Consider the following 11,044-nt stretch of genomic DNA (forward strand, 5'->3'; position numbering starts at 1 on the left):
ATTTTTCTCTTCAACCGACCGGCTGTTTGTGTGAAGTGATTCACATCCGCCGTGTCGATGGAGGCGCATTATAGGGATCCCATTTTTTTGCACAAGCGTTTTTTGGATCTTTTTTTCTGTTTGTTGATTTTTCATCCCTTTCGCTCCATTCCTGCGCAAAGTGGCGATTTTTTGATGCTATCTCCCCTTGCACAACGCCGTTAAAGCAACCAAAGTCTTCATGACTATTCATTTATGATGAGGTAGACATGTCTGACACATTACGTCCTTATAAGGATCTTTTTCCTGAAATCGGTCAGCGCGTGATGATCGATACCAGCAGCGTGGTTATTGGTGATGTCCGTCTGGCGGATGATATCGGGATCTGGCCGCTTGTGGTGATTCGCGGCGATGTGAATTACGTTGCGATAGGGGCTCGTACGAACATTCAGGATGGCAGCGTTCTTCACGTAACCCACAAGTCTCCATCCAATCCACACGGCAACCCATTAATCATTGGCGAAGATGTTACCGTTGGCCATAAAGTTATGCTGCACGGCTGTACCATCGGTAACCGCGTACTGGTCGGTATGGGCTCCATTGTGCTGGATGGCGCGATAATAGAAGATGACGTAATGATTGGTGCGGGAAGCCTGGTGCCGCAGCACAAACGGCTGGAAAGTGGCTATTTATATCTTGGCAGTCCGGTAAAACAGATCCGCCCCCTGAGCGATGCTGAGAGATCGGGCCTGCAGTACTCCGCCAATAACTATGTAAAATGGAAAGACGACTATCTTTCTCAGGATAACCATATCCAACCGTGATCGTCTTCCTGCTGGGCCAGGATTAATGCTTCAGCCTCTTCTTCCAGGTCCCAGCGATACTCACGAAAAATGGCCAGCCATTGCTCCGCTGTTTCTCCACCAAAGCGATACGCCAGTACATCTTTTTTTATTGCACACGTGAGTTGCATCCCATTAACCAGGGCGGGAAAGATGACAGCGCTGGCGGCAGTATCCCATTCTTCGCGGTCAGGAAATTGTATGGCCTGGTTCACGCTAATAATTCCTGCTGTAGCAGCTCAATCACTGGCTCGACCTGCGGTAATACACCGTGCCAAAGCAAAACGGCATGTGCAGCCTGCCCCACCAGCATTCCCAGCCCATCTGCGTAGCGTTTTGCGCCCTGCTGTACACACCAGGAGAGAAATGGCGTATTCCCTTTTTGATAGAACATGTCATAGCAACAGAGGGAAGGGTGAATAAGTGACGCTGGTATCGCCGGGATTTCGCCCCGTATGCCGCTGGAGGTCGCATTAATAATCAGGTCAAACTCACAACCATCCAGCTTGTCCATATCCATGGCATGAATGCTGCCGGTATGAGCAAAGATTTTCGCCAACGCTTCGGCACGTGAAGCTGTACGGTTGGTGATAGTGACCGCGCAATCCAAAGAAAGCAGAGGTAACAGCACGCCCCGGGATGCGCCGCCCGCGCCAATCAGCAAAATACGCCATCCTGGGCGGATAAAATTTAAACGTTTGAGATCGCTTAATAAACCGATACCGTCAGTATTGTCGCCAAGCAAACGACCATCTTCCAGCCGCTTTAATGTATTGACTGCTCCCGCCAGCGATGCTCGTTCCGTTAACTCATCCGATCGCGCAAACGCCTCCTCTTTAAAAGGTACTGTGATGTTTGCGCCTTTTCCCCCTGCCGCGAAAAAGGCATCAAGCGTATTAATGAAATTATTAATAGGGGCCAGCACGCGACCATAGGGGTGAACAATATCTAGCTGCTGAGCAAATTGCTGATGAATAAATGGCGATTTGCTGTGCGCAATCGGATTTCCAAAAACAGCATAGGTTTCCATCATATTACCCCTGTCGAAACAGTTCGCCCGTCAGAGCATCGCGAATTTCTGAAGGATTTAGACGCCCACCCGTTGCGCCTTCAACCACCGGAAAATCATCGCCAAATTGCGCACGCACCTCTTCAACGGTACGACATGGCGGTAATCCGCTCAGATTGGCGCTGGTGGAAACCAGCGGTTTGCCATACGCATTGCATAGCGCGACCACCAGCGGGTGATTGGTAACACGAACGGCCAGGGAATCAAAACGTCCCGTGAGCCACCGCGGCGTTGTCGCGGGCGCAGGAAAAACAAACGTTACCGGCCCGGGCCAGCAATCAAATACTGCTTTACGCTGTGCGGCGGTAAGTATGCTGTCATCAATATAAGGTTTTAACTGCTCAAAGCTGGCGGCAATCAAAATGAGTCCCTTATCGACGGGCCGTTGTTTTAACGCCAACAGGCGCGTAACGGCTGTTTCACTATCGGGATCGCAGCCGACGCCGAAAACGGCTTCTGTTGGATAAGCGATGACATTTTCTTTATTCAGGAGATCTACCGCTGCGGCGATAGATCCTGTTGGCAGGTTATTATTCACTTGTTTATTCCACCGGAACCGGCTTTCCACATTGTTTACTGGCGCAAAAGCGCTTCACGCCCTGCGCGGTTTTCTTTTCGATGAGTAGCGGATAATGGCACTCGGGGCATTCCCCCGCAACCGGTGTGAAGTTAATGACGAACTGACATTCCGGGTAGCGATCGCAGGAATGAAAGATTTTACCGTAACGAGAACGGCGCTGGACCAAATGTCCTTGCTGGCAGGCTGGACAGGCTATCGCCGTTTCATCCGGTTTATCAATAACCACTGTATGTTCACATTGCGGATACTGACTGCATCCGATGAACATGCCAAAACGCCCCTGACGTAGCACCAGCACGGCGCCACACTCAGGACACAGTTGCCCCTCCAGAATTTTAACGATATGCCCGTCCGCCTGACTTTTCAGCGGACGAACGTAATCGCATTCCGGATAGCGAGAACAGCCGAGAAACGGACCATGTTTCCCGGAGCGAATTACCAGTTCGGCCCCGCACTGCGGGCAGGGCTCATTTTTACGCACCGAAAACAGTGCTGATTTAGCCATATTCACTCATGCAGCATTAACACCTATCAATGCAGCATACCTTCATTTACCTCAAAGAGTAATTCTTCCATTTGCTGATAGGCGTTTTCACAGCCCGGAATGTTGAATAACACCATCAAAATAACCCATTTCAAGTCTTCCAGGTCAAACTCTGCGGTATCCAGCGCCAGCACACGCTCAATCACCATTTCTCGTGTTTCGAGGTTTAGCACCTGAATCTGCTCAAGGAATAACAGGAACCCCCGGCAACTGGCATCAAGCCTTTCACACTCTTCAACCGTATAAATGCGCATTGAAAGAGGATCGGAAGCAAGTTGCATGGGTTCCGCGAGGCCATCCTGATAGTCAGCGAGTTTTTCCAGCCACAGCAGCGCATTGTAGATGTCTTCGCGATCAAACCCAGCGTCGGTGAGATCACGCTCCAGTCTGTCCTGATCCACGCGCAGCTCGGCTTCGTTATGGATGTATGTTTCAAACAAATACATTAGTACGTCGAACATGGCTTGCCCTCCTTAATCGGACATAGCCGCCGGGTACAGCTGCGATCCATCCTGCTAACTCCAGTTCGAGTAGCTGAGCCACTACCGCTGGCACAGGTTGGCCGGCACGTTCAGCGACGACGTCAACAGGTGTTACCTCATCTCCTACGTTAGCCAGGAGCTCAGGAAATGGCAATGCCGCCTCATCCTGATTTAGTGAATAAAGTGAATTTTCCGCCGTAGTTGGCAACCAGTGTAAGCCGTATTGCAAATTTTCCAGAATATCCTCCGGCGTCGTCACAAGCGTGGCCCCTTGTTTAATTAACCAGTGCGTTCCTTCGCTTCCCGGACTACCGATAGGGCCTGGTAATGCAAAAACGTCCCGCCCCTGTTCAAGCGCGCAGCGCGCCGTCACCAACGAACCGCTGCGCAACGCCGCCTCAATCACCAGCACGCCTTTGCTCAGTCCGCTGATAATACGGTTTCTGCGAGGAAAATGTTGCGGTAGCGGAGGCGTTGAAAGCGGAAATTCTGAGACCACTGCGCCGCCGGTGGCAATCAAGTTTTCAGCCAGCACGGCATGTCGGCGAGGATAAATCTTTGCCAAACCATTTCCTAACACCGCTACACTTTTTCCCCCCATACTCATCGCGGCGTTGTGTGCTACGCCATCAATTCCCCGGGCAAGGCCGCTGGTGATCGTCAAACCGCTTTTCGCAAGGCTTTCGCAAAGCAGACGTCCCCAACGTTCCCCATACCAAGAGTGGCTCCGGCTCCCTACGACGGCAAGTTGGCAGGTATGCAGACAGGCAGGATCGCCGTCAATAAAAATAGCGCCGGGATAATCGTCAATAGCACGCAGTTGGGGAGGATAAATTTCACTATCCGCACACAGAAAATGGTGCTGCGGTAGTTCAAGCCAGCGTAACGTCTCATCAAGCACACCTGCTGGAAGCTGTAAAAAACGTTCAGCTTGCCGCGCGGTAAGACCAGCTTCCTGAAGGTGCGTGCGATTTATCTGAGGCTGGCGAATAAGCGAATTCGCCATGTTCAACATCGCCTCGCCATAAAGGTCGCCGACGTACATTAAACGTAACCAAATTTCGGTACGGGCCATCCTTTCCCTCCCCTGCCACAAGCAGTCTGAACAATCTTTGCGATTGGTCACTGATGCTGTCAATCAGGTGGGGATTTGTCTAGAATAGAGGTAATAATCTTTTCAACTCCTGAACACAACTCTGGATAATTATGTCAGTTTTGCAAGTGTTACATATTCCGGACGAGCGCCTTCGCAAAGTCGCAAAGCCGGTTGAAGAAGTGAATGCAGAAATTCAGCGTATCGTCGATGATATGTTCGAAACGATGTACGCGGAAGAAGGTATCGGTCTGGCCGCAACGCAGGTCGATATCCACCAGCGGATCATCGTGATTGACGTTTCGGAAAACCGCGACGAGCGCCTGGTACTCATTAACCCGGAATTGCTGGAGAAAAGTGGCGAAACGGGTATAGAAGAAGGCTGTCTGTCGATTCCGGAACAGCGCGCTTTAGTGCCGCGCGCCGAGAAAGTGAAAATCCGCGCGCTGGATCGCGACGGCAACCCATTTGAACTTGAAGCGGATGGTTTGCTGGCAATCTGCATTCAGCATGAGATGGATCATCTGGTCGGTAAACTGTTTATCGATTATTTGTCGCCGCTGAAGCAACAACGTATTCGTCAGAAAGTAGAAAAACTCGACCGCCTGAACGCCCGGGCTTAAAGGACAAGAACCAACGTGTCAGATTCACTACGTATTATTTTTGCGGGTACACCTGACTTTGCAGCGCGTCATCTCGACGCGCTGTTAACTTCTGGACATAACGTTGTCGGCGTATTTACCCAACCCGATCGTCCAGCAGGTCGCGGCAAAAAGTTGATGCCCAGCCCGGTAAAAGTGCTGGCGGAAGAAAAAGGCCTGCCCGTTTTCCAGCCCGTGTCGCTTCGTCCTCAGGAAAACCAGCATCTGGTGGCTGACTTACATGCCGACGTCATGGTTGTCGTAGCATATGGTCTGATTCTCCCAAAGGCAGTGCTGGATATGCCCCGTCTCGGATGTATCAACGTTCACGGTTCGCTGCTTCCACGCTGGCGCGGCGCGGCGCCTATTCAGCGCTCACTCTGGGCAGGCGATGCGGAAACCGGCGTCACAATTATGCAGATGGATGTAGGGCTGGATACCGGCGACATGCTGTATAAACTTGCGTGCCCGATTACCGCAGAAGATACCAGTGGCTCACTGTATAATAAGTTGGCTGAACTTGGCCCGCAGGGGTTAATTACCACACTAAAACAACTGGCGGACGGCACAGCGACGCCTGAAGCGCAGAATGAAGCGCTGGTCACTCATGCGGAAAAGCTCAGTAAAGAAGAAGCGCGTATTGACTGGTCTCTCTCCGCAGCACAGCTGGAGCGTTGCATTCGCGCCTTTAATCCGTGGCCAATGAGCTGGCTGGAAATCGACGGTCAGCCGGTAAAAGTCTGGCAGGCGTCCGTCATAGAGGACGCCACGCAGTCGCTGCCGGGAACTATTCTGGCCGCGACGAAACAGGGCATCCAGGTTGCAACAGGCAAGGGGATATTAAATTTGCTTTCGCTTCAGCCTGCCGGCAAAAAAGCGATGAGCGCCCAGGATCTGTTAAATTCACGCCGGGAATGGTTTATTCCTGGTAACCGCCTTGCCTGACGATCACGTCTTTATACGCCCGGTGTTACCGGGCATTTTTATTTTATACATATGAAAAAACAAAACAATTTACGTAGTCTGGCAGCACAGGCCGTTGAACAGGTCGTCGAGCAGGGACAATCATTAAGTAATGTGCTCCCGCCGCTGCAACAAAAAGTCGCCGATAAAGACAAAGCGCTACTTCAGGAGCTGTGCTTTGGCGTCCTGCGAACTCTTTCACAGCTGGAATGGCTGATCAATAAGCTGATGTCTCGTCCAATGACCGGCAAGCAGCGTACAGTGCATTACTTAATTATGGTCGGCTTTTATCAGTTGCTGTACACCCGAGTTCCTCCCCATGCGGCGCTGGCTGAAACCGTTGAAGGCGCGGTCTCCATTAAACGTCCGCAGTTGAAAGGGTTAATTAATGGCGTCCTGCGCCAGTTCCAGCGCCAGCAGGAAACGTTGCTTAATGAGTTTGCGACCAGCGATGCGCGCTTTTTACATCCCGGTTGGCTGGTAAAGCGTTTGCAAAATGCTTACCCCACACAGTGGCAACACATTATTGAAGCGAATAACCAGCGTCCACCGATGTGGCTACGTGTAAATCGTACACACCACACCCGCGACGGTTGGCTTGGCTTACTTGAAGACGCAGGCATGAAGGGATATCCCCATCCCGATTATCCCGACGCTGTACGTCTGGAAACGCCAGCTCCGGTACATGCTTTACCCGGTTTTGCTGAGGGTTGGGTAACTGTCCAGGATGCCTCTGCGCAGGGATGTGCGGTTTTTCTCGCTCCTCAGAACGGTGAGCACATTTTAGACTTGTGCGCCGCGCCCGGCGGTAAAACCACGCATATTCTCGAAGTGGCCCCCGAAGCAGACGTGTTGGCGGTTGATATTGATGAACAACGACTCTCCCGCGTTTACGACAACCTAAAGCGTCTTGGGATGAAAGCGACAGTTAAACAAGGGGATGGACGTTATCCCGCCCAATGGTGCGGCGAGCAGCAGTTTGACCGTATTCTGCTGGATGCGCCCTGCTCCGCAACCGGCGTCATTCGCCGTCATCCAGATATCAAATGGCTGCGTCGCGATCGCGATATCGCGGAACTGGCGCAATTACAGGCGGAAATTCTTGATGCCGTCTGGCCGCGCCTGAAGCCTGGCGGGACGCTGGTTTACGCCACCTGTTCCGTACTGCCGGAAGAAAACCGCGATCAGATCAAAACCTTTTTGCAACGCACTCCCGATGCCGCGCTCAGCGAAACGGGAACACCTGATCAGCCAGGACAGCAAAATCTGCCGGGCGGCGAAGAAGGTGATGGGTTCTTTTACGCTAAGCTAATCAAGAAGTGATGAGATAACGGGCCACGACTGATGAAAATTATCATACTGGGCGCAGGGCAAGTTGGCGGAACACTGGCGGAAAACCTGGTCGGCGAAAACAACGACATCACGGTGGTTGATACCAACGGCGAACGGTTACGCAGTTTGCAAGATAAGTTCGATCTACGCGTAGTTCAGGGGCATGGTTCGCATCCCCGCGTGTTGCGCGAAGCGGGCGCTGACGATGCGGATATGCTGGTCGCTGTCACCAGTTCAGATGAAACTAATATGGTTGCCTGTCAGGTAGCCTATTCACTCTTCAACACTCCAAACCGTATCGCCCGCATTCGCTCCCCGGACTATGTTCGCGATGCGGATAAACTCTTTCATTCTGAAGCGGTTCCGATTGATCATCTGATCGCGCCGGAGCAGTTGGTTATCGATAATATTTATCGTCTGATCGAGTATCCGGGAGCATTACAGGTTGTAAACTTTGCTGAAGGGAAAGTCAGTCTGGCAGTAGTAAAAGCCTACTATGGCGGTCCACTAATAGGTAACGCGCTCTCGACAATGCGAGAGCATATGCCGCATATCGATACCCGCGTTGCCGCAATTTTCCGCCATGACAGACCAATCCGTCCTCAGGGCTCGACTATCGTGGAAGCAGGGGATGAAGTCTTCTTTATTGCGGCTTCACAGCATATCCGTGCAGTAATGAGCGAATTACAGCGTCTGGAAAAACCCTACAAGCGCATCATGCTGGTGGGCGGCGGCAATATCGGCGCCGGGCTGGCAAGGCGTCTGGAAAAAGACTATAGCGTTAAATTGATCGAACGCGATCAACAACGCGCCGCAGAATTGGCTGAGAAACTGCAAAACACGATCGTCTTTTTTGGCGACGCTTCCGATCAGGAATTGCTGGCGGAGGAGCATATTGATCAGGTCGATCTCTTTATCGCGGTCACTAACGATGATGAAGCCAATATCATGTCCGCGATGTTGGCCAAGCGGATGGGCGCCAAAAAAGTGATGGTGCTGATTCAGCGCCGCGCTTATGTCGATCTTGTGCAGGGTAGCGTTATAGATATTGCGATTTCTCCGCAGCAGGCCACCATCTCTGCATTACTGAGCCATGTGCGTAAAGCGGATATCGTCGGCGTTTCCTCACTACGTCGCGGGGTTGCCGAAGCCATCGAAGCCGTCGCGCACGGCGATGAAAGCACTTCCCGCGTGGTTGGCCGCGTCATTGACGAAATTAAACTGCCGCCAGGCACCATTATTGGCGCGGTGGTGCGTGGAAATGATGTCATGATCGCTAATGACAATTTGCGCATTGAACAAGGCGATCACGTCATTATGTTTTTGACCGATAAAAAGTTTATTACCGACGTCGAACGTCTGTTCCAGCCAAGTCCTTTCTTCCTCTAATTTAAGGGGCGCTCATTCAGTGCCCTTTTAATTCCCTTTATTTATCAAGGTTTAATTTATTTCGCTAAACAGAAGCCGTAAATGGAAAATGCCTTAGCATTTGTTAAACTTATAACGTCAGCTGCATAGGGAGAATAAAAATGAGTTTTATTAAAGAATTTCGCGAATTCGCGATGCGCGGGAATGTTGTGGATTTGGCAGTGGGTGTCATTATTGGCGCGGCATTCGGTAAGATTGTTTCTTCACTGGTTGCCGATATCATTATGCCGCCGTTGGGATTGTTAATCGGCGGGATCGACTTTAAACAATTTGCTTTTACGTTACGCGAAGCGCAGGGAGATATTCCGGCGGTCGTCATGCATTACGGCGTGTTTATCCAGAACGTATTTGATTTTGTGATTGTGGCCTTTGCTATCTTTGTTGCCATTAAGCTTATCAACAGACTCAACCGTAAAAAAGCAGAAGAGCCGGCAGCTCCGCCAGCGCCTTCTAAAGAGGAAGTGTTATTGGGCGAAATCCGCGATCTGCTGAAAGAACAAAATAACCGTTCTTAATAAGCAGAAGGCCAGTGGTAAAAAAGTTACTTACTTTCTTGCCACTGGCCTCCCAGTTCCCTCGATTACCGTGTTTACCTTTGCGCAGATAGCTTCCTTTGCCTTTCTTATTTTTTTCAACGCGTTGCCTGAAAAGGGGATCGTGCAGTAATGCCTCAATGGCATTGTCCTTTATCTGCCCTTTCTTATGTTGATAACGACTCATAATGTCTCCCGATTGTATAAATTAACGGCGCGAGTGTAGCCCCGCCGGTTCAATAAATCAACATCCTGATTTCGCTCCACTGGCCCCCTGTTCCAGGGCTTCCAGAATGGAACAATAGACGCTACTGTGGGCCGTTCCGCAACAAGCATCATTAAGCCTTTGTAACGAACGCTGCATCGTTTGCAGTTCCGCAATCCTGGCTTCAACCTCCTGCAATCGCTCTTGCACAATACTTTTTGACTCCTGACAGGTATGGTGCTCAGGATCAATTCGGATCGATAAAAGCTCGCGGATCGAGTCGAGCGTGAAACCCAACTGTCGCGCATAACGAATAAACTTGAGACGCTGCAGATCGTTTTCGGTATACAGACGAAACCCGCCTTCAGTACGTACCTCATGATCCATCATCTGCTGTTTTTCATAGTAGCGAATGGTATCAGGCGTTACGTCTGCCAGCTTTGCCAGCTCACCAATGCGATACATACAAGCTCCGTTAATTATCGTTGATTTTATGCAGCAGTTTTTCTGCATACTCACCGTGTAAAAAGTCGGTACTCAACCCAGCCTGCCGAAGTTTTAGTTCAAGCAGGGAGAGCTGGCGACTAACCTGATGGTATCGAGGGTCATCTTCCCGGATACTGTTGAGGATATCAAGTAACTGAATAGCGTCTCTGCGCTGCTCCAGTTCAGGGGGAAGACAGCCCGCATTCTTGAGTAAGCGATAACCCACACGAAGTTCCGCCGGCACATGAGAATCATCATCCAGAATAAGCGGCTCGCCACGGCCAGGCAAATTATCAAACTCGCCTTTACGCTGTGCCTCGATAATATGACGCTCTGCCCACTGGTCAAGTAACCACATACGTCGCTCCAGGGATTGAACGAAAAGAATACAATTATTGTAGATATGTGGGGTTCAGGAGGATATAAAAAAACCCGCCGAAGCGGGTTTTTTTACGTTACTACAGATTACTCTGCAGCAGCTTCTGTTTTCTCTGAACGATCAACCAGCTCGATGTATGCCATCGGCGCGTTGTCGCCTGCACGGAAGCCACACTTCAGAATGCGAGTGTAACCACCGGCGCGGCTCGCGAAACGCGGGCCCAGCTCGTTAAACAGTTTTGCCACGATCTCGTTATCACGAGTACGGGCGAATGCCAGACGACGATTAGCAACGCTATCAGTCTTGGCAAGAGTAATCAGCGGCTCAACTACGCGACGCAGCTCTTTCGCTTTAGGCAGGGTCGTCTTGATGATTTCATGACGAACCAGTGAACCTGCCATGTTGCGGAACATAGCCTGGCGATGGCTGCTGTTGCGGTTCAGTTGACGACCACTCTTACGATGGCGCATGACCTTATCCTTCTCAGT

15 protein-coding genes and 1 pseudogene are annotated in these 11,044 nt (G+C 51.0%); 6 read left to right on the plus strand and 10 right to left on the minus strand.

What is annotated here, in order from left to right; genetic code table 11:
- The first annotated feature begins 248 nt into the window (after positions 1 to 248).
- Complete coding sequence (locus ACLJTG_RS23235; RefSeq protein ID WP_001285628.1) at positions 249 to 803, plus strand: gamma carbonic anhydrase family protein; 555 nt, start codon at positions 249 to 251, stop codon at positions 801 to 803.
- Here ACLJTG_RS23235 and ACLJTG_RS23240 read toward each other — a convergent pair.
- From ACLJTG_RS23240 to dprA, 6 genes are read right to left on the minus strand one after another with little or no spacing between them, the layout of a single operon-like run.
- Positions 779 to 1,036, minus strand: coding sequence for a DUF1488 domain-containing protein (locus ACLJTG_RS23240; protein ID WP_001070575.1), 258 nt, complete (start codon positions 1,034 to 1,036; stop codon positions 779 to 781). The two genes, ACLJTG_RS23235 and ACLJTG_RS23240, sit on opposite strands and share 25 nt — an antisense overlap.
- Positions 1,033 to 1,851: a shikimate dehydrogenase gene (gene aroE / locus ACLJTG_RS23245; protein ID WP_000451200.1), complete on the minus strand. Its 819-nt coding sequence runs from the start codon at positions 1,849 to 1,851 to the stop codon at positions 1,033 to 1,035. The genes ACLJTG_RS23240 and aroE overlap by 4 nt, the downstream gene beginning before the upstream one ends.
- A gap of 4 nt (positions 1,852 to 1,855) precedes the next feature.
- Complete coding sequence (gene tsaC, locus ACLJTG_RS23250; protein WP_001063613.1) at positions 1,856 to 2,428, minus strand: L-threonylcarbamoyladenylate synthase type 1 TsaC; 573 nt, start codon at positions 2,426 to 2,428, stop codon at positions 1,856 to 1,858.
- 4 nt (positions 2,429 to 2,432) lie between these two features.
- A complete protein-coding gene (locus ACLJTG_RS23255) occupies positions 2,433 to 2,975 on the minus strand; it encodes a type I DNA topoisomerase (protein WP_001129708.1) in 543 nt (180 codons plus the stop codon).
- A gap of 26 nt (positions 2,976 to 3,001) precedes the next feature.
- Positions 3,002 to 3,475, minus strand: coding sequence for a DUF494 family protein Smg (smg, locus tag ACLJTG_RS23260; protein WP_000460663.1), 474 nt, complete (start codon positions 3,473 to 3,475; stop codon positions 3,002 to 3,004).
- Positions 3,447 to 4,571 (minus strand): DNA-protecting protein DprA, encoded by a 1,125-nt coding sequence (dprA, locus tag ACLJTG_RS23265; protein ID WP_000124524.1) that lies wholly within the window; start codon positions 4,569 to 4,571, stop codon positions 3,447 to 3,449. Before dprA ends, smg begins: the two co-directional genes overlap by 29 nt.
- Positions 4,572 to 4,702: 131 nt before the next feature.
- Between dprA and def the strand changes: the two genes are divergently transcribed.
- The 5 genes from def to mscL all read left to right on the plus strand — a co-directional run bounded on the left by def (position 4,703) and on the right by mscL (position 9,468).
- Positions 4,703 to 5,212 carry a peptide deformylase gene (gene def / locus ACLJTG_RS23270; RefSeq protein ID WP_000114987.1) on the plus strand — a complete coding sequence of 170 codons (510 nt, stop codon included), beginning with the start codon at positions 4,703 to 4,705 and terminating at the stop codon, positions 5,210 to 5,212.
- Positions 5,213 to 5,227: 15 nt separating this feature from the next.
- The gene (gene fmt, locus ACLJTG_RS23275; RefSeq protein WP_001285165.1) at positions 5,228 to 6,175 is read left to right on the plus strand and encodes a methionyl-tRNA formyltransferase; all 948 of its coding nucleotides are present in this window, start codon (positions 5,228 to 5,230) and stop codon (positions 6,173 to 6,175) included.
- Between the two features lie 51 nt (positions 6,176 to 6,226).
- Complete coding sequence (gene rsmB, locus ACLJTG_RS23280; protein ID WP_000744602.1) at positions 6,227 to 7,516, plus strand: 16S rRNA (cytosine(967)-C(5))-methyltransferase RsmB; 1,290 nt, start codon at positions 6,227 to 6,229, stop codon at positions 7,514 to 7,516.
- 21 nt (positions 7,517 to 7,537) lie between these two features.
- Positions 7,538 to 8,914 carry a Trk system potassium transporter TrkA gene (trkA, locus tag ACLJTG_RS23285; protein WP_000691374.1) on the plus strand — a complete coding sequence of 459 codons (1,377 nt, stop codon included), beginning with the start codon at positions 7,538 to 7,540 and terminating at the stop codon, positions 8,912 to 8,914.
- 140 nt (positions 8,915 to 9,054) lie between these two features.
- Positions 9,055 to 9,468, plus strand: coding sequence for a large-conductance mechanosensitive channel protein MscL (gene mscL / locus ACLJTG_RS23290; RefSeq protein WP_000008119.1), 414 nt, complete (start codon positions 9,055 to 9,057; stop codon positions 9,466 to 9,468).
- A 1-nt stretch (position 9,469) separates the two neighbouring features.
- Here mscL and ACLJTG_RS23295 read toward each other — a convergent pair.
- The 4 genes and pseudogenes from ACLJTG_RS23295 to rplQ all read right to left on the minus strand — a co-directional run.
- Positions 9,470 to 9,673 (minus strand): annotated as a pseudogene (locus ACLJTG_RS23295) (alternative ribosome-rescue factor A); the annotation flags it as partial.
- Between the two features lie 57 nt (positions 9,674 to 9,730).
- Positions 9,731 to 10,156: a Zn(2+)-responsive transcriptional regulator gene (zntR, locus tag ACLJTG_RS23300; RefSeq protein ID WP_000285585.1), complete on the minus strand. Its 426-nt coding sequence runs from the start codon at positions 10,154 to 10,156 to the stop codon at positions 9,731 to 9,733.
- A 10-nt stretch (positions 10,157 to 10,166) separates the two neighbouring features.
- Positions 10,167 to 10,535, minus strand: coding sequence for a DUF1992 domain-containing protein (locus ACLJTG_RS23305; RefSeq protein WP_023232598.1), 369 nt, complete (start codon positions 10,533 to 10,535; stop codon positions 10,167 to 10,169).
- A gap of 107 nt (positions 10,536 to 10,642) precedes the next feature.
- A complete protein-coding gene (rplQ, locus tag ACLJTG_RS23310; protein WP_001216370.1) occupies positions 10,643 to 11,026 on the minus strand; it encodes a 50S ribosomal protein L17 in 384 nt (127 codons plus the stop codon).
- Positions 11,027 to 11,044: the final 18 nt, after the last annotated feature.

It is taken from the genome of Salmonella sp. SAL00672, assembly GCF_046552175.1.
Taxonomy (GTDB): domain Bacteria; phylum Pseudomonadota; class Gammaproteobacteria; order Enterobacterales; family Enterobacteriaceae; genus Salmonella; species Salmonella enterica.

Coding starts and splice junctions, on each gene's coding strand:
- aroE (WP_000451200.1), bottom strand. CDS start 1,851: ATGGAAACCTATGCTGTTTTTGGAAATCCGATTGCGCACAGCAAATCG.
- ACLJTG_RS23305 (WP_023232598.1), bottom strand. CDS start 10,535: ATGTGGTTACTTGACCAGTGGGCAGAGCGTCATATTATCGAGGCACAG.
- smg (WP_000460663.1), bottom strand. CDS start 3,475: ATGTTCGACGTACTAATGTATTTGTTTGAAACATACATCCATAACGAA.
- def (WP_000114987.1), top strand. CDS start 4,703: ATGTCAGTTTTGCAAGTGTTACATATTCCGGACGAGCGCCTTCGCAAA.
- dprA (WP_000124524.1), bottom strand. CDS start 4,571: ATGGCCCGTACCGAAATTTGGTTACGTTTAATGTACGTCGGCGACCTT.
- ACLJTG_RS23235 (WP_001285628.1), top strand. CDS start 249: ATGTCTGACACATTACGTCCTTATAAGGATCTTTTTCCTGAAATCGGT.
- rsmB (WP_000744602.1), top strand. CDS start 6,227: ATGAAAAAACAAAACAATTTACGTAGTCTGGCAGCACAGGCCGTTGAA.
- zntR (WP_000285585.1), bottom strand. CDS start 10,156: ATGTATCGCATTGGTGAGCTGGCAAAGCTGGCAGACGTAACGCCTGAT.
- ACLJTG_RS23255 (WP_001129708.1), bottom strand. CDS start 2,975: ATGGCTAAATCAGCACTGTTTTCGGTGCGTAAAAATGAGCCCTGCCCG.
- mscL (WP_000008119.1), top strand. CDS start 9,055: ATGAGTTTTATTAAAGAATTTCGCGAATTCGCGATGCGCGGGAATGTT.
- trkA (WP_000691374.1), top strand. CDS start 7,538: ATGAAAATTATCATACTGGGCGCAGGGCAAGTTGGCGGAACACTGGCG.
- rplQ (WP_001216370.1), bottom strand. CDS start 11,026: ATGCGCCATCGTAAGAGTGGTCGTCAACTGAACCGCAACAGCAGCCAT.